Genomic DNA, 25,691 nt, shown 5'->3' with positions numbered 1-25,691 from the left:
CATAACAAAAGCGCATTGCAGTAATTTGCAACACGCTTGAATGAGTTCAACAAAGTCTTTGTTCTTGAATCTATAAAAGATTGCTTGCCAATTCCGATAATTCGCTCCTTTCGCCTTTTACCAGATTTACGTGAGCAAAAACATGCTGCCCTTTCATCTTGTCGATCATGTATGCCAGGCCGTTGGATTGAGAGTCGAGGTAAGGTGAGTCGATCTGTTGCAGGTCGCCCGTAAAAACCATTTTAGTACCTTCCCCTGCACGGGTAATGATGGTTTTCACTTCGTGTGGCGTTAGGTTCTGGGCTTCATCAACAATGCAATACGTTTCGCTTAAGCTGCGCCCGCGGATAAATGCCAGGGCCTCGATCTCAAGTTTTCCGGATTTCTGCATCTCATCAATGGAGCGAAGTTCAGCACTGTTTTGTCCGAGCTGTGATTTTATTACATTCAGGTTGTCGAACAACGGCTGCATATAGGGGGCTATTTTTTGTTTTTCGTCGCCCGGTAAATATCCCAGATCCTTGTTGGATAAGGAAACAATGGGCCTAGCGAGCAAAATCTGGTTGTATTGCTTGCTTTGTTTCAGGGCGGCGGCTAATGCCAGCAATGTCTTACCTGTTCCCGCTTTTCCGGTGATCCCCACCAACTTGATGTCGGGGTCGTTTAAAACGCCGAGGGCAAATGTCTGTTCTGCGTTTCGGGGTGAAATTCCGAAGCTGGGTTCTTTGTCCACACGGATGATCTTTTGCGTAAACGGATTGTATCTTGCCAAAACACTGTTGCGTTCACTCTTCAGTACAAAAGAGTCGTTCGGAACGAGTGGATTGTCGAAGGTAAATTCATCCACATCAACTCCCGTAGGTTGCGCGTAGATCTTATCGATCAGTTCGGGATTCAATCCTTCAATCACTTGCTCACCTCTGCCGAAAACATCGATATCGATAACCTTGTCGTTGATGTAATCTTCCACCGGAATACCCAGGGAACGCGCTTTCATACGCAGGTTGATGTCTTTGGTGACAAGAATGGTTTTCATTTTAGGATGTTTTTCCGTTACATCCAAAACGGTAGATAAGATGCGGTTATCGGGAGTTCTTTCGGGAAATGCTTCAATAATTTTATCGTGCGTTTTCACGCTATTCACAATGTATAACTTTCCGCGTCCTACGCCCAGATCAGCGCCTTGTTTAAACAAATTGTCGTCGGTGATCAGGTCCAGTTCGCGCACGAAAGCCCGTGCGTTGAAGTTGATTTGTTCATTGCCTTTTTTGAATTTGTCAAGTTCTTCCAGAACAACAAACGGAATGTAAATGTCGTTTTCTTCAAAATTTTCGATAAAACTGTAATCGTGAAGAATAACGTTTGTGTCGATGATAAAATTTTTCTTGTTAGCCATATACTCTATTGTTTTGTGGTATGTTTCACTGCTGACTTTGGTAATAAAAATCTTTGTTATAAACGCAAAGAAAAGATTTTTGTTTCGATTTTAAGGTATAAATATGAAAAAATTCAAAACAGTTTCTTAATCGTTCAATTTTTACTCATTTCTTCCGACCGATTCTTTGCGGCATCCAGCACTCCTTCGAAATGCTTGCCGATCTTGTGACGGTGAAAATGATCCAGTCCAGCCTGGGTAGTACCTCCCTTGCTGGTTATGTTCCGGATGAGTTCCTCAATGCTGTAACTGGACTGATTTTCGGCGAAATAGAGTGTGGTGCCTTGTGTGAGTTCGAGCAAAAGTTCATCGAGAACGTTTCCCGGCAGTTCAAATTCCTTCATTTTATCCTTGAAAATCTGGATGAATGCTAAAATAAATGCGGGGCCGCTCCCAAAAACCGATGTGAACAGGTCGAATCCTTTTTCGTTTAGTTTTACGGCTTTACCAAGCCGGGTAAGGATTTCAAAAATAGCGTCCGTAGCTGGATTGAGGGGTTGGTTGGTGGCAAAGGCCGTAACCGATTTCTGGTAAGCCATCGCCAGATTAGGCATTATGCGGACAATCGGAACTTCCTTCCCCAAATAATTTTCGATAAATGCGATGCTCTTTCCTGCAACGGGTGAAACGATCAGCTTTCCTTCAAGATTCAGCGGTTGCAGCTTTTCAAGAATCCCTTTTATATCCTGTGGCTTAACGGTGATCCAGATTACATCGGCAAAAGAAACCAACTCTTCGATACAGTCGAAGAAAGGAATGCTTACCTCTTTCTTGCTTCGGGTGAAGTAAGCAAATTGGATGTTGTTTACTTTTTTAAGTCCCTGATAAACAGCTTTGGCTAAATTCCCGAAACCGATAAATCCGTAGTTCATAATTGGTGTTTGATATTTCTTATTCTTTTGCCTTGAACCTTGTAAACGGAATCCCTCCGTTAAGCGCCTTAATAATGTAATTGGCCCGTTGTCCGTTCACGATCCACATTTCCACACGATGCCTCATGCAAACTTCGGCTGCGTAAATCTTGGATGACATTCCACCGGTACCCAGTGTTGACTCTTTCTCTTCAACGCAATGGGTAATGGAATTGAGGTCAGTTACGCTTGTTATTAATTCTGCATCCTGATGCAGGTGTGGGTTGCAGGTATATATACCGTCGATATCGGAAACAAGAATAAGCAAGTCGGCTTTGGTGATAACCGCAACCAGTGCAGAAAGCTTATCGTTGTCTCCCAATACAATCTCCTCAATGGAGACCGTGTCGTTTTCGTTCACGATAGGAATATAGTCTACTTCCCAGAGTTTATTGATGGTGTTACGGGTGTTCTCGTTAGCAGTTTCGTTTTCAAAATCCCTGTATGTAAGCAGTATTTGTGCGATGTTCAATCCGAAAGTGCGGAAAATATCGTCGTACAATTCCATCAGTTTGGTTTGGCCGATAGCTGCCATGGCCTGTTTAGAATCCACATTCTTATGAAAACCGTTGATCTCCACGAATTGTCGTGCTGTAGCAATGGCACCCGAAGAAACGATCACGATATCGTACTCTTTCTTTAATTCAACAATTTGCCGGGCTAAACTTTCGATAACCGCAAACGAAATTCGGTTCGTTCCAGCCGTGAGCGTGGAGGTACCTATTTTTATAATCAGTTTTTTTCTCATATTATTCGCGTATCTGGCCGTCACCGTAAACAAACCATTTGTTGGTAACCAGTTCTTGTGTGCCAAGAGGGCCCCGGAAATGAAGCTTTTGCGTGCTGATGGCAATTTCTCCTCCTACACCGAACTGCCCGCCATCGGTAAACCGGGTGGAGGCATTGTGGTAGACGGCTGCACAATCCACTTTTTGCATAAATATGTCGGCTTTTGACTCATCCTGGGTTACTATAACTGCCGAATGGCCACCGGAATAACGGTTTATCATATCCACCGCCTTGTTCATATCACCAACCAGCGAAAAATAGATTTTCGGTGCCATAAATTCTTCAAAAAGGACAGCCTCATCGTTGGTTTCCTGGATACGGCTACATACTGATGCGGCTTTTTTATCGCCCCAAACCTCAATTCCTTTTCCTTGAAGTTGTGAAACAAAACCGGAAATTTTCTCTGCCAGTTCCGGCAGGTTCTCATTCACCAATACTTTATCGAGCGCATTGCAGACGCTGATGCGTTTCTTACCGTTGATAATAAGACGGGCAGCCATTTCTGTATCGCAATTATCATCTACGTACATAAAATTATTGCCCCTGCCACTCACAATTACGGGTACCGATGAATTTTCGGTCACAAAATTAATAAGCTTATCTCCTCCACGGGGAATGATGATATCGACGTTGCGGGTATTTTCCCTGATCAGCTGTTGCGTTTCGTTGCGTGATAAGTTCAGGTATTCCACAAAATAAGCATCAAAGCCGTTTGCAGACAATGATTGTTGCCACAACTCCGTCAGGTAGGTGTTTGTAAGGAAGGATTCTTTTCCTCCTTTAAGTAAGATACGGTTACCTGCCTTGAATGCCGTGGCTGCCGCTTCAATGGTTACGTCGGGGCGCGATTCATAAATAATAAGAATGGTTCCGAACGGAACGGAACGGTTGACTATTCTTAACCCGTCTGAGCGGGTAAAATCGTACAGGATCCTACCTTCGGGATCCTCTTGTTCTGCCACTTCCCGAAGAGAACGGATCATTCCGTCAACTTTATTCTCATCTACTTTCAGACGGTCTTTCATCGACTCGTCCATATCGGCAAACGAATCCATATCCAGTGCATTTTTCCGCAGAATTTCCGATTTATTTCTTTTCAATAAATCAGCTAAGCCGAGCAAAACGTTATTTTTTGAGGAGATAACCATTTTTATGTGAAATAGTATGGAATTAAGCTGCAAAGATAGCAATTTATTCTAATTTTATTGGTTTCTATTTCAAAATAATAAAGCTGTAATTAAGCTTATTTCTTCTTACCTGCTTAAAAACTCCACGAAACACCGCAGTAGTAATGCCTCGGAAGACCGGGATAATAGTATCTTGGTTCGGCATTGCCGAAAGCGACGGCATTCACGTTGAGCATAGGTGAATAAAGGGTATCGGTTATGTTGTTCATGCCAGCGTACAACTCTACATTTCCCAACCGCGTTGTTTTAAAAAGATAACTTACTTTTCCATCCGATAAGAAATAGGCGTCGTTTGTCACAGTATTGGCATCATCTATGAGTTGTTCACCCGTATATTGAAACCGAACATTCAAAATCAGCTGTTTTAAGGGATTCCAAACCAACGTCGTCTGGAAAAGATGCGACGGAATACCGGGGAGCAGGTTACCGTCATAGGTCTTGTTGTCGTCGGTAAAATCGATAAATCGGTTTTGAGAAAAGGTGTAATTGGCATTCATATGGAGATTCCCTGGAAAATTAAGGTTATGAAAAATCTGCTGTTTCCACAACAACTCAACCCCCCGGTGACGGGTTTTTCCAGCATTGATACCTGTAAAGATGTCTTCGGTTAAACGCTTTGTTACTAACAGATTATTTAAGTTTATCTGGTAGACCGTTGCTTCAACCTGCGCAGTGTTGCACAGCAAATTCAACCGGATACCCGCTTCATATTGCCAACCCTGTTCAGGTTGAAGTTCTTTGTTGATATTGCCTTCAGGGAGCAATGTTTCTTCGGGAGACGGCATCGAAAATCCGTGTCCCACGGACGCATACAAGGCCATCCTATTGCCGGGTGCATAATTTACTCCCAACCGGGGAGAAAAAATAACCGGAAAACCGCGGTTCCCACTTTGGTTGCCGTTACCGGGGAACTTATCCGTCAGCTCATACCCGATTTTGTTAACGGCCCCACCCAGCGAAACATTCCATTTCAACGATGGTCGAAAATAGGTCATGGCAAACACATTCAGGTGGTTTCGGGCTTCGCTGTTTTTGTTGATGACTTCGTCCTGCAGATCCAGCTTCCATCGGTATGTGTCGGTAATCCATTCCAAACCGATCACGGCATCGTATTTTTCGGCGTGATAATTCAGCTTGTTCCTTATTCCGCCACCCCGTGATCCATCGGTCAGGTTGTTGAAAGGTCGTTTCTCGTAACTTTCCACCCATCTTCCGAAAAACGTAAGTCGGTTATTCAAAACACCAGACAACCGATTTTCAAGCGTAATGCCTGCAAGTCCGCGGCGATACTCTTTGAACCCCCCGATTGTTTCCCAGTTGGGGGCTGCCGCTTTTGGATCGGTTTTGAATAATGACTCGCCAATGGAACTCGGAATTCCTGCATTCATGTCTAGCAAAAGCAGCGTGTATTCCAGTGCATATTCCGGCTTTTCCCAACTTCCTGAGGAGAGTAACGATGTCCGCCGGAAATGATTGTTTTCCCGGTATCCGTCGGAACAGGTATGGTTGATGTTTCCGGAAATATCCAGGTCGTTGTGGTGGAAGCTGCTTCCTATAGCTGCTTTCAGGGTATTGAAACTTCCTTGTTGCAACAGGGCGTTGAAGGAGTTTCTGTATGAATCCTGGGTGAACAGGTTGATGTTACCACCAAGTCCGGAGCCATAAAGCGCAGAGGCCGGCCCTTTGGTAATTTCTATCCTCCCGATTCCGGACAAGTCGATGTCTTCGGGTGAAGAAATTCCGTCGGATGAAGTGAGGGGAATATCGTTCAGGTACGCTTTGATGCGGTTGGTGTTGTAAGGTGTTCTGCTTCCCACTCCCCGGATCACTATACGGTTCGTGGCGTATGTCCCGCTGTGCATGTAAATGCCAGGAAGGGCATGCAGTACTGATGCGAAATTGTTGCCGTCGCCTGTCTGTACCTCTCTCCCCGACAGAACCGAAATGCTGCCGGGGACGTTGTGCCATCGCGTATTCACTTGATACGCATTCACAATCACTTCATGGAGAAGCAGGGTTGTATCTTCCTTCCGGGGCGACAGCTCTTGTGCGTCAATAGCCAAGGGTAAGAAAATAACACCTAAAACAAAGAGTATTCGTTTTTCTAGCATTTTGCGGTTTATTCCACCGGTACGAGCCGTACAATCATTCCCGGTTCCTCCAAACCGATATAAACCAACCCGTCGTGACTCATCACCACGTTTCTTACCCGGCCTATGCCTTCGGCCAATTTTTCGGTGTGGACAACTTTTTGGCCGTCTAACACCATCCGTTCGACGTAATCGAAACGGAGTGAACCGACCAACATGTTGTTTTTCCATTTTTTAAACCGGTCACCGGTGACAACTGTCATCCCACAGGGAGCGATAGATGGTGTCCATTGGAAAACCGGCTGCTCCATTCCTTCTTTTTCTGTCAGTTCGGTAAGAACGGTTCCGTCGTAGTTGATTCCGTAGGAAATGACTGGCCAGCCGTAATTCATTCCGGGCTTTATCAGATTCAGTTCGTCACCGCCCATAGGACCGTGTTCGGTTTCCCATACATCACCTGTTGTGGGGTGGATAACCGTACCCTGTGGATTGCGGTGGCCGTAGCTGTAGATGGATTTAATGGCCCCGGGAGTGTTCACGAAAGGATTATCGGCCGGGATTCTTCCATCGTCGTGAATGCGGTGTATCTTTCCGTTTGTATTGTCGAGTCTCTGCGGAAAATCGAAATGTTGACCGCGTTCACCTACCCCAAAAAACAGATAGCCCTTTCCATCGAATGCAAGCTTGCATCCCCAGTGATGTCCGCGATCGGTGGCCGGTAACCCAATAAAAAGAATTTCCTGATCCGTCAATTTATTTTCGCTCAAACGAGCGCGCATTACTCCGGTGGATCCGGTTCTTTTTTCGCTCGTGGTGTCGAGAGCTGAATAGGAAATGTAGATCCAGCTGTTTTTATCGTAATCGGGATGAAGAGCCAGATCCAACAATCCGCCTTGTCCAAAAGCCATAATGGGCGGCAATCCTTCTATCGGTGCAGATAGTCTTCCGTTGGAGAAGGTGTGCAGTGTTCCTTTTCTTTCCGAAATCAATAAATCTCCATTAGGTAGAAAAGCCAAACCCCAGGGAACTTCCAATCCGGTAACCACGGTGTCGATCACGAAATTGTATTCTTCCGATTTAACAATTCCCTCAGCCGTCACAGCCGGTTTGAGTAGCGCTCTGTCGGCGGGGATTCCTTTTTTAACGTAACCAGCCAGCTCTTTTATTTCCCTGTCGGAAAAAGTTTTTGCAAAAGCGGGCATCCCGATATCCAATATCCCGTTTCTGATGCTTCGTTCTACCGATGCGGTTCCCGCTTCCTCCATCCATTGTTTGGCGGCAAATTTTTCTAAATTGTCGCCGTGGCATCCAGCACAAAACATGCGGTAGTTTGTTGCAGCGTCGCGGGCCTGAGTTGCTCGAGGCATATTTTTACAGGAATGAGCTACTTGAATTATTATCAGGACAAGGCCCAGCAGTAAGAATAAATTTCTATTTTTCATAGGACAATTTTTTGTTAATCAGGAGAGAAGGCAAAAATAACATAAAATTTCTAATTAACGAGAGTTCATCAAAAAATTTAGCGATGTCCTAGAGTCAACCAGCAAGTGCAATTTAGTAATAATTTTTGTAAAACTCTATTTTAGGATTGCTAAAGTCTAATTTTTCTCTTGGTCTTCTGTTTAGTTTATGCTGTATTTCTTTTACTTTCTCATCGGAATAATCTTTAAATGTTGCTCCTTTTGGGATGTATTGCCGGATTAATTTATTGGCATTTTCAACAGCTCCTTTTTGCCACGATGAATAAGGATCAGTGAAATATACCGGTACTTTCAACTTTTTTGTTATCAGTTCGTGTGCTGCAAACTCGGATCCGTTATCTGTTGTAATGGTTTTCAGTTTGTCCTTATAAGGCAGCAACATAGCAATGACTTCCTTGCAAACCTGCTTAGAGTCTTTGCCCATAGGCAGTTTTCTCATCATTATAAAGTTTGTATTTCTTTCTGTCATTGTCAGTATTATTTCCTTTTGTCCGTTTCCTATTATGGTGTCCATTTCAAAATCTCCAAACCGGCTTCCGTCGGCCTCTTTTGGCCTTTGGCGAATACTTTTTCTGTTGGGTATGTTAGTGGCAGAACCTACGGGTCTTTTTCTGTATTTGAGCTTGTGGCGGCAGTGCTTGTAAAGGTTTCCTCCCGATTTCTTATCTTGCCTGATCCATTGATAAATAGTCTCGTGAGAGATAGATATTTGATCATATTTTGCGAGATATCCGCTGATTTGTTTGGGCGACCAATCTTTGCGAATGAGACGGATTATTTTCTGTTTAATCCACTCCGATGTCGATCTATTGCCCGGTAAACGTTCTTTGCGCTCTTGGGCCATCTCTTGTGCCAAACGCCATGAGTAGCCTCCAGTTTTGTTTTTGTTACGGCTTAATTCCCTATAAACCGTAGAAATATTTACCTTTATCTGCTTGGCTATTTCAGACTTGCTTGTTCCGTTTTGTAAGCCTAAATAAATAGCATATCTTTGTTCTGAAGTTAACTGTTTGTATTTTTTCATAAGCAACATAATAGTTAATTTTAGGGAGACTTCGGTCTCCTTTTTTATTTTTTTATGTTGCTGATTGACTAATTGTTTTTTTCAAAACCCCTTAAGCACTTTTGAAAGGGGATTTTGGAAAAAAACAATTAAGATAAGAAGTGTAATGTAATCAAATCTTTTGCACTTCTATCTTGAACTTAGTTGTTGATAGAGACTGTTTTGAATTTTGATTTCTTTAAAATAACCCGCTATTCTGTACGAACTGAAATGTCAAATCCATCAAAAACAGGCATAAAACAGGGCATGAAAAACGTAAATTCAAAACAGTTTCATTTTCTCCGATTGTTTCCCGAAAATCCCTTACCTTTGTGCGTTTTTTGAAAAATAGTTGTGGATTATATTTCGATAATGCTTATTGCCATTGGCCTGGCTATGGATTCGTTTGCCGTTTGTGTCGGGAAAGGAATGTGCCGGCAGCGTTTTTACCTGTGGAGATCGTTGAAGATAGCTGCCGTTTTTGGATTGTTTCAAGGGCTGATGCCATTTGTTGGGTATGTGCTCGGAATAAGTTTTGCTTCATGGATGCAGCTTTTTGACCATTGGTTTGCCTTCTTTATTCTTTCGGTTATCGGGATAAAAATGATATACGAAAGCTTTATCTCCAAACCTCATGAGGTATGTGTAGGTTGCGATTGTCAGGAAGATATTGTTGTTGATTGGAGAAAAGTAGTTGTACTGGCTTTTGCTACCAGTATAGACGCCATGGCTACCGGGCTAGTTTTCGTTTCTTATCCGGGAACCATATCAACGGCAACGATAACCATAGGTTTGGTTACCTTGTTCTTCGCTTTTTCGGGAATGTTTATAGGAGTACGATTTGGCCGGAGGTTACGGCTCAACATCGAAATGCTGGGCGGTATCATCCTGATTGCGATAGGGATGAAAATTCTTTTCCAGCATCTCCTGCACGGGGCGTGATAACTACACTTGCAGGTTTCTTTATTCGCTTGCCTCTATTTTCTTTAGCTCCCGGTATAGTACTTGCGCCTGATTATGCTCTGTGTCTTTGGAAGCGTAAAGAAGCGTCACCGTCTTGTGCTCTTTCTCCAGTCTCTTTATTTCCAGAAGCATCTGTTTGTTCTCAGTAAGTTCCCGGGTGTAGAGCTTGGTGAATTCTTCCCACTTTTCCGTGTCGTGACAGAACCATTTCCGTAAAATCGCAGATGGAGCGATTTCCTTCATCCATACATCAACCCGGGCGCTTTCCTTCGATAGGCCGCGTGGCCAGAGACGATCCACCAACACGCGGCAGCCGTCTTCATCTCCTGAAGAATCGTATATGCGTTTTATCTTTATCATAAGCGATAAACCGTTTAGCGGTAAGTTTGGTTTGATACACTACTTTTCAATCCCGACTCTGTTCAAAATAAAAGCAAACTCAAAAGCTGTATCTTTAATCCCGTCGTAACGCCCTGTAGCGCCGCCGTGTCCCGAATCCATATTCATGTGCAATAGCACGAGGTTGTCATCGGTTTTTAGGGCACGGAGTTTGGCAACATATTTGGTGGGTTCGTGAAAAAGCACTTGCGAGTCGTTAATGCCACCAGTAATGAGCATATTGGGATAGTTTTGCGCTTTAATGTTGTCGTAAGGCGAGTAGGAGAGCATGTAGTTGTAATATTCTTCTTCGTTGGGATTGCCCCATTCCTCGTATTCACCTGTAGTGAGTGGAAGCGTGTCATCCAGCATGGTGTTGATAACGTCTATAAACGGTACTTGTGCCACGATGGTTTGATACAGATCCGGACGCATGTTTGTGACGGCCCCCATCAGCAGGCCGCCCGCGCTACCGCCCATAGCTGCGAGCTTATTTGTAGATGTGTATTTTTCGTTGACCAGCAGTTCACTGCACGCGATAAAATCGGTAAACGTGTTTTTCTTGTGGAGCAGTTTACCCTCCTCGTACCATTGTTCTCCAAGGTCACTTCCTCCACGTATCTGAGCCAGAGCATACACGAAGCCGCGATCAATGAGGCTGTAAAGGCTTGTGCTGAAAGACACATCGGAACTACTTCCGTAGCTTCCGTAGGAATAGATCAACGCGGGGTTGGTTCCGTCCTTTTTTAATCCTTTCTTGTACACGATGGCCATAGGCACTTTCACTCCATCGGGGGCAGTTGCCCAAAGACGCTCAACCACATAATCATCGGGATTGAAGCCCGAAGGAATTTCCTGTTCTTTAAGTTTTACCGCCTCACCTGTAGCAATATTGTATTCGTACAGTGTGCCGGGGCGGTTGAGTGATGTATAGGAATAACGGAAAGTGGTGGCATCGTATTCTGGATTTCCGTTTAATCCTGCCGAGTAAACCGGCTCAGGAAAAGCTATGGTTTTAATTTCCCCTATGCCTGAAGCAGGTTTCGCGATAATCTCACTCAACCCATTTCTGCGCAGTTCGATTGTCACGTAATCTCTCAGGATATCGATACCTTCGATCCGAACGTTCTTGTCGTGTGCTAGAAACTCTTTCCAGGTGTTGCGGTCTTCATGGCTTGTCAAGGGTGTTTCGTAAATTGTTCCGTTCAGGTTTTCCTTGTCTTTGTATCGGACAAAAAACTTCTCCTTGTGCGGATAAACTGAATATTCCACGTCTTGGACACGGGGCAGAAACACCTTGAACTGTTCGAGCGGTTTATCTGCAGGAATATAGCGTTCGTCGGCGGTAGTGGAGCTTGCCGATGAGATAAAAATGTATTGTTTGGTCTTGCTCCCCGAAACGTAAGTAGAGAACCGTGCGTCCGTTTCCTCGTATACCAGGTCGGCCCTGGAACCATCCAGTACCTGACGTAAAATGCGGTAGGAGCGTAACGTGTTGTCGACAATACCGTAAAAAAGTGTCTTGTTATCGTTTGCCCAGGCCACGGAAGTAGCGCCGTTAACCGTAAATCCAACATCCTTGCCCGAAGCAAGGTCTTTCACTTTCATAATAAATTCCGCATAGGAACCGGTTTCGTTGTAGAAATAGGCTGCTTTGCTGTTGTCGGGACTAATGGAATATCCCCGGAAAATATATGCCGGCTTCCCTTCCGCCATTTTATTGACGTCGAAAATAATTTCTTCGGGCGCATCCAATGTGCCTTTGCGCCGGCAATAGGTCCGGTATTGTTTCTCCTTTTCGGTACGGCTGTAATAATAGTATCCGTCGGAAAACGACGGGTAACTTTCATCGTCTTCTTTTATCCGGCCGATAATTTCGTCGTAAATGGTTTGTTGCAACGCTTTTGTTGATGCCATAACCGTGTCGGTATAAGCATTCTCCGCTTTCAGGTAATCAATCACCTTCGGATTATTTTTGTCCTTCAGCCAATAATAATTATCGATACGCGTTTGCCCGAAATTAGAGAATGTGTCGGGAATTACTTCCGCTACCGGTGGTGCGGGAAAATCTGATTGTTTCAACATGACAGTTTCTTTTTTCGAAGGGTTGCAGGCGGTTATCAACGCTGCAGCAACTATTGAAAGGATATAATTCCAGCTTTTCATTATTGTTGGATTTATTCGTTTACAATATGGAGTTCAATTTATATGCTTTTTTGTCAGCATTTTTTAGAAAAACAGTATCCCGGTTGAGCCGGCCGTATAAAAATTGTTTGTTTATATGGATTTAAAACGATGCAAATGTATGATTTATTATTGATAATTGTGTTTTATGAACAAAAAAATTATCCTTATGTTATATCAAATAACTCATTTAACAAGTAAATGCAACACCACAATCATACCCATTATAACGAGGACGTCAAGAACATCCGGGTGGCATTTTTTCTTAATCTCCTTTTTACGGTAATTGAGATCGTAGGTGGCATACTGACAAACAGTGTCGCTATCCTGTCTGATGCGGTACATGATTTAGGCGACAGTTTTTCGCTGGGCTTGTCGTGGTACTTTCAGAAAATTGCCAAGCGTCCGCGTACCAGGAACTACACCTACGGTTACAAACGCTTTTCCCTAATGGGTGCTGTGATCAACTCGGTGATATTGACTGTGGGCAGCGTGCTTATTTTGATGAATGCCATTCCGCGGCTGTTCAACCCGCAGCAACCCGATGTAAAGGGAATGCTTTTACTTGCCGTGCTGGGTGTTGTGGTGAACGGCGCAGCAGTGCTGAAGCTGCGTAAAGGACGCTCATTGAACGAAAAAGTAGTTTCGTTACATCTGCTTGAAGATGTACTGGGATGGCTGGCCGTCCTTCTTGGTGCCGGCGTCATGTATTTCGTGGATGCACCGTTTATCGATCCGCTGCTTTCCATTGCCATTTCAGTGTTTATTCTTTTCAACGTATACCGGAATATTCGTGAGAGTTTACGGATTATTTTGCAAGGCAGTCCCGATTTGATCAATATCGATGAGATTGAAAAGACGGTTATGGCGCTTATGAACGTAAAAAATGTTCATGACCTGCATGTCTGGTCGGTGGACGGAGAATATAACGTACTGACCATCCATGTAGTGCTTACAAAACCGTTGTCCATGGCTGAACTGCATAGTCTGAAGAAAGAGATCCGGAGGAGACTGTTCTCGCTAAATGTACAACATTCTACCATCGAGTTTGAAACACCCGATGAAGACTGTGAGCTGGAGGAGTGTTGCTAAAGCATGAAGTCGCTTCGCAAGCCGTTTGCTGACCATAGAACCGTTTGCTTATTTTATACATTGTTTTTTCAATCTTTTGAAGTTTTTATCAAGTTGACTTCGATAATATTCTTTGTTTCCGATTTATCTATTTTATACGTTATCGCCGAAGGTGCTGTTCCGGTATAAATTCCATTCATAAATAAGCAATCGGTTATGGGAGCTTCAATAGTAATCAACGATTTCCCGTCTCCTGTTAAATTGGATGCATAGATATTGTTGATTTTTCCGGCAATGGATAATTTACCGTATCCCCGGCCTCCTATGTATAGGGTATAAGGGCTTCCCATATACGGTGCCTGGCTGTCAGGCCTGTTTGTTACAACAATTCCGTCGATGTATACGTGATGAATGCTTGCGTTATCGCTGGCACGTATTGCTACTCCCGGATAATTGGTCCGGCAGTTTGTGATGAATATTTGTTCGGTGTCGTCCTCGGGACCGTTCCAGCGGGTAGAGGTCACCTGATACGAGTTTATATCTCCGTTTGAGTGATAATAAGGTTCAATATCCAAACTTGATAAAGCGATAAAATCATCACCGGTTAAACCGGAAATATCGTCTATCTTAAAGTATTTACATCCATGCCTTAAATCTATACCGTCTTTATTATATACACTCACTTTTTTTCCGTTAATTTCAATGATTTCCGGATTATTGAAACGGATGGCCGATATTTCGGCGTTTTTTGTCCTTTCAAAACTCATGGCCCAGGCATGGGAGTTTTGAATCGTGACATTTTTTATGGAAAATTCGTCCACTAAGGCAATCTGAATCAGGTTGTTCCTCCAGTCGCCTCGTTGTTTTTCGCCTTTCTTTCCAGCGTCACTGCCGTAGCTTATCCGTCCTTTGCCGGTTCCCATTACCAGTGTGCGGTAGGCATCTCCTGTGGCGCGGGGATTATCGGCTCCTTTCAGCAGGACTTTTCCTACTCCGATAAGGTGTATGTTATTCAACCATACAGGATGTTCAATTCCTGTTCCTACATTTTCGCTTCTGAACATATTGTCGCGGCATTCATCGGAAAGTTGGATGGTGCAATTGTCTAAAATGATGGTTATGTCTGAAGGCAGTAAAATAGCCCGGTCTATTTTCCAAGCAAGTGTACCGTTGGCATTGCTTTGCGGGATGACCACCTTTCGGGAAGTTTTTTGGGCAAGACGAATAGCTTGTTGGATTCGTTCAATGTCAGAACCTTTGAATTGATTGGGAGTGATGTCTACAAAAAAATCATTTTTAATTGGTTGTGAGTGGATGTTTTCTATGCAATAGCCGGATAAAAGAAAATTCAAACACAAAAAACAAAACAACAAATCAACGTTTCTCATTTTCGTCTTTATTATTTAAAAATTAAAAATCAAAGGTGGATGGTTGTTTCTAATCTATTCCGGAAATCCAATCCACAGAAACAGAAACAACACCCCAATTAATTTTTACTAAATACACAACAGATAAAACTTATTACTTTTTAACTTCACTTGTCATATAAAACACCAATGAACTTCCGTCCATTATGTCCTTATACGTAATGGTTCTCTTGCCGTACGGCTTTCCGTTAAGTTCCACTTTCTCGACGTAGAGGTTTTCTTTCGACAGGTTTTTGGCCTCCATCGTAAACCATTTGCCGTTGCCTATATCAATGCTTGCCGAAGTAACTTGTGGGGCGCCCAGCACAAACTCGCCGCTTACGGGGTTTACCGGATAAAAACCCATTGCCGAGAACATATACCAGGCCGACATTTGCCCGCAATCATCGTTCCCGATAAGTCCATCGGGTTTGTTCTTGTAAAAATCGGTGCAGATCTTCCGTACGAGGCGTTGCGTTTCCCCGGGACGGTCGAGGTAGGGGTAAATGTAGGCTACGTGGTGGCTCGGCTCGTTTCCGTGTGCATATTGTCCGATAAGTCCCGTTACGTCTGATAGCGTTCCGGTCGATTCCTGCTCGGTGTTGAACAGGTAATCCAACACTTCACCTGCTTTTTCCTTTCCGCCCATCCATTCAATTAATCCCGGAATATCTTGTATCACATGCCACGTGTATTGGAGGGCGTTTCCTTCGGTATAATGTCCACCGACATTTGAATCTGCGTGCGCCAGTGCATACGGATCGAAAGGCGTAAGCCATTTCCCTTTTGAGTCTTTCGGACGCATGGAGTTGGTCGCTTTGTCGTAGTGATTTTTGTAATAATCGGCCCGTTTTCTGAAAAAAGCAGCATCCTCCGTTTTGCCCAGTTTTTCTGCAAAAACAGCCATGCAATAGTCGTCGAATCCACATTCGAGTGTACGGGAAACCGACTCTACCTTGATCAGATCATACGGATAATATCCGAATTTGTCGTATATATCCCAATCAGACTTATAGTGTTTACTTTCGGTAATGGATTTCTTTATTTCGTTATAGGCCCGTTCAGCATCGAATCCCGTAAACCCTTTCAGGTAAGCATCTACGATCATCGGAACAGAATGGTTCCCGATCATGGTGTAAGTTTCCTGTCCCCACAACGACCAGATAGGCAGATGCCCCTGCTGCTCGCTGTAGTCGAGCATTGAGTTCACAAAATCGGGTATAAGTTCAGGGGTGAGGATGGTATACATGGGAAAGGCTGCCCGGAAAGTATCCCACTGCGACCACGTGGAATAGTATTTTCCGTTGGGTGATTGCGACACTTTACGGCTTGGACCCGTATATTTCCCATCCACATCGGCAATGTTGTTGGGTTGAATATACAGGTGATACATCGATGTATAGAAGTTCACTTTATCGTCTTCCGATCCCTCTATTTTTACTTTTGCCAGGTAGCTGTTCCATCCCTTTTTTGCATCCTGCAGCACCGATTCGAAATCCCAGCCTGGAACTTCGGCTGCCAGGTTGGCTTTTGCTCCTTCCACGCTTGCAGACGACATCCCAATTTTCATGTTTAGCGTATCGGCGTTGTGCATGTCGAACGTAAGAACGTAGCGTGACGATTTTTCAAGCGGACTACGTTTCGGAAGTTCTTCTTTGGTTACAATTGGTTTGTCAAATTCGATTACAAAGTAATAAATCCGTTCCACCCATTCCGTCCGTCTCGTAAAACCCGAAATTACCCGGTCACTTTCGAAGGTTACTTCATTATCAAGCACGTGTGTGTGAAAACGAGCGTCCTGCCACACCAGTCCGCTTTGAAAATCGGCGAGGATATTAGCCGCTTTCCCTTGAGGAAAAGCATATTTGTGAAAAGCAACGTGTGGCGACGCCGTAATCTCTACGTTCACTTCGTTATCCAAAAGTTGTACGGCATAATATCCGGGAGAAGCTTTTTCCGTAGCTTTGTCGAAACGGCTGTCAAAACTATCCCGCTTCTCTCCCGAAAGCGGTTGTACCAGCAAATCTCCCAGATCTACGCATCCGGTTCCGTTTAATCGGTTTTGTGTAAATCCCTGAATCAGCGAATCCTCGTAGAAGTATCCCGAGCAGTATGCCCACGAAAAATTGCCGGTTTGCGGTCCGGCCTGAATCATTCCCAGAGGATAGGTTGCCCCGGGAAATGTATGGCCGGTAAAAGCTGTCCCGATAAATGGATTCACGTACTTGGTGTAATCGGATTCATCGGTCTTTATACCTTGTTTTTGTTGTGTGCAGGCAACAGCCAACACGGCTGCCGTCACACAAAAAAGAATTTTTTTCATTGTCTTGTTGTTCTTTATTTCAGTTCATTTCTTCGCCCTCATGGCTTCCCAGACAAAATAAGTGATCAGCGCGGTGAAAGCGATCAAAGCAGTAACCTGAGCTCCTGTGCCGTGCGGGTCTTCCCAAATACGCAAGTTGAGTGCATTCCCATTGCCTGTAACAAAAATGACCAGTGCGCCGATAACGCCGAACAGTGCAGCGCCCGCTATAAAACCCGATGCAATAAGTATCGCACGTTGATGGCGGGCATTGTTGAGCACCGGATCTTTTGAACGTTTGCTGATCCAGTGGTTGAGTAATCCCCCCACTACAAGCGGTGTGTTTAACGGTAGCGGGATAAACATCCCGAGCGCAAACGCCAACGGGGATATGTTCAGCCAGTTGATGAGAATAGAGATGACCGCGCCGATTCCCAGCAACATCCAGCTGACACCCGAACCGGACATCAAGGGTTCGATAATGGCGGCCATAGCGTTGGCCTGCGGTGCCACCATCGGGTTGGTGTGCGTTTCAGTTGCGACAAATCCGTACGCCTCGTTCAGAATAAATATTACGGCTCCGACGGTAGCGGCGGAAACCAGCGTTCCCAGGAACTTAAACGATTCCTGTTTGGCAGGAGTTGTCCCAATCCAGTACCCGATTTTCAGGTCGGTCACGAAACCGCCTGCCATTGAAAGTGCGGTACAGACAATACCTCCGATAATTAGCCCGCTGACCATTCCCTGCCATCCTTTCAACCCTACGGCAACAAGGATTACCGATGAAAGGATCAGGGTCATCAGGGTCATTCCCGAAACGGGATTGGTCCCTACAATGGCGATTGCGTTGGCAGCAACCGTAGTGAACAGGAACGAGATGACGGTTATGGTGATCAGCGCTACAATAGCCTGAACAAGAGTGACCTTAACGCCGGCGAGCAGGAATATAAAAACAGCAACAAGTGTCAAAAACAGGAACAACATGACAAACGACATCTTCAGATCGCGTTGCGTGCGTTCTCCCCTGAGTTCCCTGTCGTGGATTTTTCCTTTTTTACTTCCCATGGCCAGTTTAAAAGCGTTTCCGATAACTCCCGACGATTTGATAATTCCGATAATCCCCGCCATGGCAATGGCGCCAATACCTATCGGACGTACGTAGACGGCAAAAATTTCTTCTGCAGACATTGCCGCGAATGGGTTCATTCCTCCGTTTGCTGCCGCCAAGGCTCCTATCTCGTTTACCAGGGGTATGAGTACAAGCCAAGAAAGCAAAGACCCAACCGTAATGATAAGGGCGTAACGTAATCCTACAAGATAGCCGAAACTGAAAATAAGTGCGCTGACGTTGAACTTCAGTACCATTTTGAACTTTTCAGCCAGCAGGGCCCCGGCAGGAATGATGCGTGTGGATATCTCTTCGCTCCACAAGCGCAAGGCCGAAAAGCAGAAGTCGAACAGTCCTCCGATCAAACCACTTGTTACCAGTAGTTTGGCTTGATTGCCTCCTTTTTCGCCTGTCATCAGAATTTCGGTTGTCGCCGTAGCTTCAGGAAACGGCAACTTGCCGTGCATCTCTTTTACAAAGTATTTTCTGAAAGGGATAAGAAACAGTATTCCCAAAAATCCACCGAAGAGCGATGAAAAGAAAATCTGCCAGAAGTCCACCTGAATCTCAGGATACTTGGCCTGCAGAATGTAGAGTCCTGGAATGGTAAAAACAGCCCCGGCAACGATCACTCCCGATGAAGCTCCGATGGATTGGATAATTACGTTTTGCCCCAGTGCGTTCTTTTTTCGCAAAGCTGCCGACGCGCCTACGGCTATAATGGAAATAGGAATGGCTGCTTCAAAAACCTGTCCGATTTTCAATCCGGAATAGGCTGCCGCTGCTGAAAAGATTATGGCCATCAGTAATCCCATTCCTACAGACCAGGGTGTGATTTCTTTGATTGCCCTGTCCGCAGGTAATACCGGTTTGTACTCCTCACCTTCCTTAAGCTCTGAGTAAGCGTTTTCAGGCAAGCTAACCGGCTGTTTGTCATCTTTATTTGATTGCATGGTTTCTTATTTTTATTTTAATGATGCGATGAATGGCACGAAAATACAAAAAATCTGTGAAATATTCAGTTAGAAACTGTTTTGATTTTTTTGACGCCTGTTTCGAACATTTCGTACCTTAAATTGTTGAAACGCCAGTCATCGCATTATAAATCACATTATACCCATTTTATTTCTATGATTTTTGATATCGACATGATCCGTGAGGTATACGGTCAGCTTCCCGAAAAAATAACGCAGGCAAAACAGAAATTAGGCCGTCCGTTAACGTTAACAGAAAAAATTTTATTTGCGCACCTTTCGCCTGGAGTAACGCTGGAAAAATTCAGGCGCGCCGAAGATTACGTTAATTTCGCTCCCGACAGGGTAGCCATGCAGGATGCAACTGCGCAAATGGCATTATTGCAATTGATGAACTCGGGCCGGAAAAACGTTGCTGTACCGTCAACAGTACACTGCGATCACTTGATTCAGGCATATAAAAATGCGGAAACCGACTTACATACAGCAAAGGTTACCAATGAGGAGGTGTTTAACTTCCTGCGCGATGTTTCCAACAAGTATGGAATCGGTTTCTGGAAGCCGGGAGCAGGAATTATTCACCAGGTTGTGCTTGAAAATTATGCTTTCCCGGGAGGGATGATGGTGGGTACCGATTCGCATACGCCCAACGCAGGTGGCTTGGGAATGATTGCTATAGGTGTTGGAGGAGCTGATGCCGTGGATGTTATGGCCGGATTGCCGTGGGAGTTGAAAATGCCGAAACTTATCGGCGTGAAGCTGACCGGGAGATTGTCGGGCTGGGCATCGCCGAAAGACGTGATCCTCAAGCTTGCCGGTATCCTGACCGTAAAAGGAGGTACAAACGCCATCATCGAGTATTTCGGTGAAGGAACGTCAACACTTTCTGCGACCGGAAAAGGTACTATTTGTAATATGGGGGCCGAAGTAGGAGCAACTACTTCCATTTTTCCGTTTGATGAGAAATCGGCTGCCTATCTCGAAGGGACAGGCAGGAAGGAAGTGGCCGATGAAGCCCGGAAAATTACCCCTTACCTGCAGGCCGATCCAGAAACAGCCAACAACCCGGGAAGCTATTACGACCAAGTCATCGAAATCAACCTGTCTGAATTGGAACCGCACATCAACGGCCCTTTCACCCCTGATGCTGCTTTCCCCATTTCTGAGTTTGCCCAAGAAGTGAAAGAAAAAGGCTATCCCCGGAAAATGGAAGTGGGATTAATCGGCTCCTGTACCAATTCGTCGTACGAAGACCTTACGCGGGCTGCGCATATCGTAAGAAAAGCCAAAGAAGAAGGGTTAAGTGTAAACGCCAGATTCATTATCAACCCCGGATCGGAACAGGTCCGGTATACCGCTGAACGTGATGGGATTTTACAGGAATTCGAAGATGCAGGAGCGGTAATTATGGCGAATGCCTGTGGCCCGTGCATCGGACAATGGAAGCGTACCGACGAGAAATCGGAGCGCTCAAACTCAATCGTTACTTCATTCAACCGGAATTTCGCCAAACGGAACGATGGAAATCCCAATACCCATGCTTTTGTAACTTCGCCAGAACTGGTGGCGGCGCTCACCATTGCCGGAGATTTAACATTTAATCCGCTTACGGACACGCTTACCAACTCCAAGGGTGAGCAAGTGAAACTGGCCGAACCCGTTGGGTTTGAGATGCCCCCGAGAGGCTTTGCGGTGGAAGATGCCGGCTACTTGCCTCCATCGGAAGACGGCAGTAAAATAGAGGTAAGCATTAATCCGCAGTCGAACCGTTTACAGAAACTGGAGCCTTTTGAGCCATGGAATGGCAAGGATTACGAAGAGCTTCCGCTTTTGATAAAGGTAAAAGGAAAATGTACAACTGACCATATTTCGATGGCCGGCCCCTGGCTTCGCTTCCGCGGACATTTGGACAATATTTCCGACAATATGCTTATTGGTGCCGTAAATGCATTCAATGACGAGACCAATAAAACTCTTGATCCTGTAACGTTACAATACACGGAGGTTCCTGCGTTGGCCCGGAAATTCAAGGCAGAAGGACTGGGGTCTGTCGTGGTTGCCGAGGAAAACTACGGTGAAGGTAGCAGTCGCGAACATGCGGCTATGGAACCCCGTCACTTGAACGTGAAAGTGATTCTGGTAAAGTCGTTTGCCCGTATCCATGAAACAAATCTCAAAAAACAAGGAATGCTTGCGCTTACGTTTGTTGATAAGGAGGATTACAACAAAGTGCAGGAAAAGGACAGAATCAGCATCGTCGGTTTAACCGGTTTTACCCCGGGAAGAAACCTGAAAGTTGTTCTTCATCACGCTGATGGCTCTACGGATGAGTTTGAAGCTGCCCACACCTACAATGAACAACAGATTGGCTGGTTCAAGGCCGGCAGTGCATTGAACGGGATGATGTAAACTTTTTGATAAAATGGATAACCCACAGAAGATAACCCTTTCGTCCTTTCCCGATAATCCTGTCATTCCCTTTATCGAGGGTGACGGAATCGGAAAGGAGATCACAGCTTCCGTCAGGAAAATCATCGATAAAGCGGTTGAGAAATCCTACAACGGAAAACGGAAAATTGAATGGAAAGAAGTTCTTGCAGGTGAAAAAGCCTACAACAAGCTTGGGACCTGGCTCCCCGCGGAGACCATGGAGGCTTTTCGAAAATACCGGGTAGGAATCAAAGGGCCGCTCACTACACCCGTAGGGGAGGGGATTCGTTCCTTGAACGTTGCGTTACGACAGGAACTTGATTTATACGTCTGTCTGCGGCCAGTACGGTGGTTCAAAGGAGTAGCCACCCCCCTGCTTCATCCTGAAAAGGTTCACGTTACTATTTTCCGGGAAAACACGGAGGATATCTATGCCGGAATCGAATGGAATGCCGGAACTCCCGAGGTTGAGAAAGTCCTGAAATTTCTGAAGGAGGAGATGGGAGTTGCTAAAATCCGTTTTCCTGAAACCACCTCCATAGGTGTCAAGCCTGTATCGGTGGAAGGTACCGAGCGTTTGGTGCGTTCAGCCATTGAGTACGCTATAAGGAACAAACTGCCATCGGTTACCCTGGTTCACAAAGGGAACATCATGAAGTTTACCGAAGGAGGATTCAAAAAATGGGGATATGCACTCGCCGAAAGAGAATTTGCTGATCAGGTTTTCACGGAAAATATTTTCAATAAAATAAAAACCGAAAGAGGCTTGGAAGAAGCAGTTGCAGCATATAACAAGGCTATGGAAAACGGAAAAGTTTTCATTAAAGACGTTATTGCTGACGCATTCTTGCAAAATACATTGCTGAAACCCGAAGAATACGCTGTGGTAGCTACGCTGAACCTGAACGGAGACTATATCTCCGATCAGCTTGCCGCTATGGTTGGTGGTATAGGTATTGCTCCCGGGGCAAACATCAATTACATAACCGGACATGCTATTTTTGAAGCTACGCACGGAACCGCACCCGATATTGCAGGTAAGAACAAGGCGAATCCTTGTTCAATGTTGCTTTCGGGTGTGATGATGCTGGAATATATTGGCTGGAATGAAGCGGGCAGCCTTATCACAAAATCTCTGGAAAACCTGTTTGAAAAAGGATACGCTACTTCCGACCTGGCCCGGTTTATGGAAAACGGAAAGGCATTATCCACTTCTGAGTTTGCGTCAGAAGTAATAAATTCACTTTAGTTTCTACGTTGTTCAAACAAAAACAGGTAAAATACTGTTACAATTACAGAAATAACCGAAGCACAATAAAACCAATAAATTAAAATAATAACAATAATGGATAACAAGCAATTGATTAAGGTGTTATCAGACTCGATAGCAGTAACAAGCAATATCGATAAGGATCTTTTTACCAAAATGGGTGTGAAGCGCGGACTTCGTAACGAAGATCATTCCGGTGTGCTTGCCGGGCTTACCCGGGTGGGCGATGTAGTTGGTTATGAGCGCCAGGAAGATGGAACCCTGAAGCCCATCCCAGGCAAATTGTTTTATCGGGGTATTGATGTTGAAGACCTGGTACACGGCCTTCAGGCAGACAATCGTCTTGGATTTGAAGAAACGGCTTACCTGCTTTTATCGGGAAAATTGCCGAACAAAGAGAACCTCCAGGCTTTTTCAAGCCTTCTAGCACAGACTATGCCTCTTAATCACACAGCAACGATGAATATTTTGTCGTTGCAAGGGAAGAACATCATGAATATCCTTGCCCGGAGTGTACTGGAGCTTTATACATATGACCAGGATCCCGATGATATTTCTCCCGACAACTTGATTCATCAATCAATCAATCTGATAGCAAAATTTCCGACCATTATTGCTCTGGCTTATCAAGTACTGCGTCATGATCAACAGGGACGTTCCTTACACGTTCGCCATCCCTATGAAAATTATTCGGTGGCCGAAAACTTTCTTTATATGATGAAAGGTCCCGGAAAATATACCGAACTGGATGTGAAAATTCTTGATCTCGCGCTTATCCTGCACGCCGATCACGGTGGGGGTAACAACTCTACTTTTTCGGTGCGTGTGACCAGTTCTACGGAAACCGACACTTATTCAGCAGTTGCTGCCGGTATTGGATCACTGAAAGGTCCGCTTCACGGTGGGGCAAACGTGAAAGTAAACGGTATGCTCGCAGATATGAAAAAAAATATCAAAGACTGGAAAGATGTTGGCGAAATAGATGCTTACCTTACCCAAGTACTGAATAAAGAAGCATATGACAAGACAGGGCTTATTTACGGTATAGGACACGCTGTTTATACTATCAGTGACCCGCGTGCGGGGTTGCTTAAGGAGATGGCACGTGAGCTGGCAAAAGAAAAGGGACGTGAGAACGAATTCGCATTTATGGAGTTGATCGAAGAACGCGGCGTGGAAGTGTTCCTTAATTACAAAAAACAAGGAGCTAAACAACGTACGTGTATCAACGTAGATTATTATTCCGGTTTTGTCTATGACGCTATCGGTCTTCCCGAAGAAGTATTTACACCAATTTTCGCCATGGCGCGTATTGTGGGCTGGACAGCGCATCGTATTGAAGAACTGAATTTCTCCAGCAAAAGAATTATACGTCCTGCATACAAAAACGTACGTCCGTTACAGGATTTTATACCGATGAAAGACAGAACGTAAAATGACGAAGATAAAAGTACAAAATCCTATTGTGGAAATTGATGGCGATGAGATGACTCGGATTATCTGGTCGTTTATCAAGCAGCAGTTGATATTGCCGTACCTCGATGTAGATATAAAATATTACGATTTGAGTATTCAGAACCGGGATGCTACCCATGACCAGGTTACAGTTGAGGCTGCAGAAGCTATCAAAAAATATAACGTGGGCGTCAAGTGTGCTACCATCACGCCCGATGAAGTGCGGGTTAAAGAGTTTGGATTAAAGCATATGTGGAAGTCTCCCAACGGAACTATCCGGAACATCGTTGGAGGGACGGTTTTCCGTGAACCCATTGTTTGTTCCAATATCCCGCGGTACGTTCCGGGCTGGACGCAACCGATCATTATCGGGCGTCATGCGTTTGGTGACCAGTATCGTGCCACGGATAAGATTGTCAAAGGGAAAGGTAAGCTGAAACTTACTTTTACCGCTGAAAACGGTGACGTGCAAGAATGGGAGGTTTACAACTTCGAAGGAGACGGTGTGGCCATGGCCATGTTCAATACCGATGAATCGATTTATGGATTTGCCCGTTCGTCATTTCAAATGGCGCTCACGAAAAAGTATCCGCTATATATGTCCACTAAAAATACTATTCTGAAGGCATACGATGGTCGCTTCAAGGATATTTTCCAGGAAGTGTATGAGAATGAGTTCAGGGAGTTGTTTCAGGAAGCCGGGATTACCTATGAGCATCGGCTGATCGATGACATGGTGGCATCAGCGATGAAATGGAACGGTGGTTTTGTGTGGGCCTGTAAGAATTACGACGGCGATGTACAGTCGGATACCGTAGCACAGGGTTTCGGATCGCTGGGAATGATGTCTTCGGTTTTGGTAACACCCGACGGACGTACAGTGGAAGCTGAAGCTGCACACGGAACGGTAACACGCCATTATCGTCAGCATCAGCAAGGCAAGGAAACCAGCACCAATCCGATCGCATCAATCTTTGCGTGGACTCGCGGTTTGGAACACAGAGGAAAGCTTGATGGCAACCAAGAACTTATTGATTTCTGTCAAAAGCTGGAACAGGTGTGTGTGGAAACCGTTGAGAACGGAGAAATGACCAAAGACCTGGCAGTACTGGTATATGGCGATGATGTGAAAGGAAAATACCTGAATACGCAGGATTTCCTGGCTGCGCTAAAGCGCAATCTGGATAAAAAATTAAATTGATATACGTAGTTTTC

18 protein-coding genes are annotated in these 25,691 nt (G+C 44.8%); 6 read left to right on the top strand and 12 right to left on the bottom strand.

Annotated features, from left to right (window positions below; translation table 11 throughout):
• Positions 1–70 precede the first annotated feature (70 nt).
• From AACM02_RS12740 to AACM02_RS12710, 7 genes are all read right to left on the bottom strand, one after another.
• A complete protein-coding gene (locus AACM02_RS12740) occupies positions 71–1,396 on the bottom strand; it encodes a PhoH family protein (RefSeq protein WP_332456132.1) in 1,326 nt (441 codons plus the stop codon).
• Between the two features lie 134 nt (positions 1,397–1,530).
• Positions 1,531–2,307, bottom strand: coding sequence for a pyrroline-5-carboxylate reductase dimerization domain-containing protein (locus AACM02_RS12735; RefSeq protein ID WP_339117177.1), 777 nt, complete (start codon positions 2,305–2,307; stop codon positions 1,531–1,533).
• 19 nt (positions 2,308–2,326) lie between these two features.
• Complete coding sequence (proB, locus tag AACM02_RS12730) at positions 2,327–3,094, bottom strand: glutamate 5-kinase (RefSeq protein ID WP_214062367.1); 768 nt, start codon at positions 3,092–3,094, stop codon at positions 2,327–2,329.
• A gap of 1 nt (position 3,095) precedes the next feature.
• Positions 3,096–4,283, bottom strand: coding sequence for a glutamate-5-semialdehyde dehydrogenase (locus AACM02_RS12725; RefSeq protein WP_214062366.1), 1,188 nt, complete (start codon positions 4,281–4,283; stop codon positions 3,096–3,098).
• A gap of 113 nt (positions 4,284–4,396) precedes the next feature.
• A complete protein-coding gene (locus tag AACM02_RS12720; RefSeq protein WP_339117176.1) occupies positions 4,397–6,433 on the bottom strand; it encodes a TonB-dependent receptor domain-containing protein in 2,037 nt (678 codons plus the stop codon).
• An 8-nt stretch (positions 6,434–6,441) separates the two neighbouring features.
• Positions 6,442–7,779 carry a PQQ-dependent sugar dehydrogenase gene (locus tag AACM02_RS12715; protein ID WP_339117175.1) on the bottom strand — a complete coding sequence of 446 codons (1,338 nt, stop codon included), beginning with the start codon at positions 7,777–7,779 and terminating at the stop codon, positions 6,442–6,444.
• Positions 7,780–7,966: 187 nt separating this feature from the next.
• Complete coding sequence (locus AACM02_RS12710; RefSeq protein ID WP_238866016.1) at positions 7,967–8,917, bottom strand: IS30 family transposase; 951 nt, start codon at positions 8,915–8,917, stop codon at positions 7,967–7,969.
• 372 nt (positions 8,918–9,289) lie between these two features.
• Here AACM02_RS12710 and AACM02_RS12705 point away from each other — a divergent pair, with 372 nt between their 5' ends.
• Positions 9,290–9,877 carry a manganese efflux pump MntP family protein gene (locus AACM02_RS12705; RefSeq protein ID WP_339117174.1) on the top strand — a complete coding sequence of 196 codons (588 nt, stop codon included), beginning with the start codon at positions 9,290–9,292 and terminating at the stop codon, positions 9,875–9,877.
• Positions 9,878–9,898: 21 nt separating this feature from the next.
• Here AACM02_RS12705 and AACM02_RS12700 read toward each other — a convergent pair whose 3' ends face one another.
• A complete protein-coding gene (locus AACM02_RS12700; RefSeq protein ID WP_214062689.1) occupies positions 9,899–10,258 on the bottom strand; it encodes a DUF488 domain-containing protein in 360 nt (119 codons plus the stop codon).
• A 39-nt stretch (positions 10,259–10,297) separates the two neighbouring features.
• Positions 10,298–12,442 carry a S9 family peptidase gene (locus tag AACM02_RS12695; RefSeq protein WP_339117173.1) on the bottom strand — a complete coding sequence of 715 codons (2,145 nt, stop codon included), beginning with the start codon at positions 12,440–12,442 and terminating at the stop codon, positions 10,298–10,300.
• A 219-nt stretch (positions 12,443–12,661) separates the two neighbouring features.
• On the opposite strand from AACM02_RS12695, the gene AACM02_RS12690 reads away from it, so the two are divergent.
• Positions 12,662–13,552 carry a cation diffusion facilitator family transporter gene (locus tag AACM02_RS12690; protein WP_339117172.1) on the top strand — a complete coding sequence of 297 codons (891 nt, stop codon included), beginning with the start codon at positions 12,662–12,664 and terminating at the stop codon, positions 13,550–13,552.
• Between the two features lie 68 nt (positions 13,553–13,620).
• On the opposite strand, the gene AACM02_RS12685 is transcribed toward AACM02_RS12690, so the two are convergent.
• The 3 genes from AACM02_RS12685 to AACM02_RS12675 form a co-directional block, all read right to left on the bottom strand.
• Positions 13,621–14,919, bottom strand: a complete 1,299-nt coding sequence (locus AACM02_RS12685; protein ID WP_214062687.1) for a glycosyl hydrolase family 28 protein — start codon at positions 14,917–14,919, stop codon at positions 13,621–13,623.
• Positions 14,920–15,052: 133 nt separating this feature from the next.
• Entirely contained in the window at positions 15,053–17,260 is a 2,208-nt protein-coding gene (locus AACM02_RS12680; protein WP_339117171.1) for a GH92 family glycosyl hydrolase, read from the bottom strand.
• A gap of 24 nt (positions 17,261–17,284) precedes the next feature.
• Positions 17,285–19,300 (bottom strand): OPT family oligopeptide transporter, encoded by a 2,016-nt coding sequence (locus AACM02_RS12675; RefSeq protein ID WP_339117170.1) that lies wholly within the window; start codon positions 19,298–19,300, stop codon positions 17,285–17,287.
• Between the two features lie 177 nt (positions 19,301–19,477).
• Here AACM02_RS12675 and AACM02_RS12670 point away from each other — a divergent pair, with 177 nt between their 5' ends.
• The 4 genes from AACM02_RS12670 to AACM02_RS12655 all read left to right on the top strand — a co-directional run bounded on the left by AACM02_RS12670 (position 19,478) and on the right by AACM02_RS12655 (position 25,677).
• On the top strand, positions 19,478–21,730 hold the full coding sequence (locus tag AACM02_RS12670; protein ID WP_332456123.1) for an aconitate hydratase: 2,253 nt from the start codon (positions 19,478–19,480) through the stop codon (positions 21,728–21,730).
• Between the two features lie 13 nt (positions 21,731–21,743).
• Entirely contained in the window at positions 21,744–23,000 is a 1,257-nt protein-coding gene (gene icd / locus AACM02_RS12665; protein ID WP_339117169.1) for an NADP-dependent isocitrate dehydrogenase, read from the top strand.
• A gap of 96 nt (positions 23,001–23,096) precedes the next feature.
• Positions 23,097–24,455: a citrate synthase gene (locus AACM02_RS12660; RefSeq protein WP_214062939.1), complete on the top strand. Its 1,359-nt coding sequence runs from the start codon at positions 23,097–23,099 to the stop codon at positions 24,453–24,455.
• 1 nt (position 24,456) lies between these two features.
• The gene (locus AACM02_RS12655) at positions 24,457–25,677 is read left to right on the top strand and encodes an NADP-dependent isocitrate dehydrogenase (RefSeq protein ID WP_214062938.1); all 1,221 of its coding nucleotides are present in this window, start codon (positions 24,457–24,459) and stop codon (positions 25,675–25,677) included.
• The last annotated feature ends 14 nt before the right edge of the window (positions 25,678–25,691 follow it).

This window comes from Petrimonas sp., from assembly GCF_963921705.1.
Lineage (GTDB): Bacteria > Bacteroidota > Bacteroidia > Bacteroidales > Dysgonomonadaceae > Petrimonas > Petrimonas sulfuriphila.
This window is presented reverse-complemented; position numbering and strand designations above follow the sequence as displayed.

What these genes read in the sequence shown, in the direction of transcription:
- AACM02_RS12740 (WP_332456132.1), bottom strand. Translation starts at nt 1,396, where the DNA reads ATGGCTAACAAGAAAAATTTTATCATCGACACAAACGTTATTCTTCAC.
- AACM02_RS12735 (WP_339117177.1), bottom strand. Translation starts at nt 2,307, where the DNA reads ATGAACTACGGATTTATCGGTTTCGGGAATTTAGCCAAAGCTGTTTAT.
- proB (WP_214062367.1), bottom strand. Translation starts at nt 3,094, where the DNA reads ATGAGAAAAAAACTGATTATAAAAATAGGTACCTCCACGCTCACGGCT.
- AACM02_RS12725 (WP_214062366.1), bottom strand. Translation starts at nt 4,283, where the DNA reads ATGGTTATCTCCTCAAAAAATAACGTTTTGCTCGGCTTAGCTGATTTA.
- AACM02_RS12720 (WP_339117176.1), bottom strand. Translation starts at nt 6,433, where the DNA reads ATGCTAGAAAAACGAATACTCTTTGTTTTAGGTGTTATTTTCTTACCC.
- AACM02_RS12715 (WP_339117175.1), bottom strand. Translation starts at nt 7,779, where the DNA reads ATGCCTCGAGCAACTCAGGCCCGCGACGCTGCAACAAACTACCGCATG.
- AACM02_RS12710 (WP_238866016.1), bottom strand. Translation starts at nt 8,917, where the DNA reads ATGAAAAAATACAAACAGTTAACTTCAGAACAAAGATATGCTATTTAT.
- AACM02_RS12700 (WP_214062689.1), bottom strand. Translation starts at nt 10,258, where the DNA reads ATGATAAAGATAAAACGCATATACGATTCTTCAGGAGATGAAGACGGC.
- AACM02_RS12695 (WP_339117173.1), bottom strand. Translation starts at nt 12,442, where the DNA reads ATGAAAAGCTGGAATTATATCCTTTCAATAGTTGCTGCAGCGTTGATA.
- AACM02_RS12690 (WP_339117172.1), top strand. Translation starts at nt 12,662, where the DNA reads ATGCAACACCACAATCATACCCATTATAACGAGGACGTCAAGAACATC.
- AACM02_RS12685 (WP_214062687.1), bottom strand. Translation starts at nt 14,919, where the DNA reads ATGAGAAACGTTGATTTGTTGTTTTGTTTTTTGTGTTTGAATTTTCTT.
- AACM02_RS12680 (WP_339117171.1), bottom strand. Translation starts at nt 17,260, where the DNA reads ATGAAAAAAATTCTTTTTTGTGTGACGGCAGCCGTGTTGGCTGTTGCC.
- AACM02_RS12675 (WP_339117170.1), bottom strand. Translation starts at nt 19,300, where the DNA reads ATGCAATCAAATAAAGATGACAAACAGCCGGTTAGCTTGCCTGAAAAC.
- AACM02_RS12670 (WP_332456123.1), top strand. Translation starts at nt 19,478, where the DNA reads ATGATTTTTGATATCGACATGATCCGTGAGGTATACGGTCAGCTTCCC.
- icd (WP_339117169.1), top strand. Translation starts at nt 21,744, where the DNA reads ATGGATAACCCACAGAAGATAACCCTTTCGTCCTTTCCCGATAATCCT.
- AACM02_RS12660 (WP_214062939.1), top strand. Translation starts at nt 23,097, where the DNA reads ATGGATAACAAGCAATTGATTAAGGTGTTATCAGACTCGATAGCAGTA.
- AACM02_RS12655 (WP_214062938.1), top strand. Translation starts at nt 24,457, where the DNA reads ATGACGAAGATAAAAGTACAAAATCCTATTGTGGAAATTGATGGCGAT.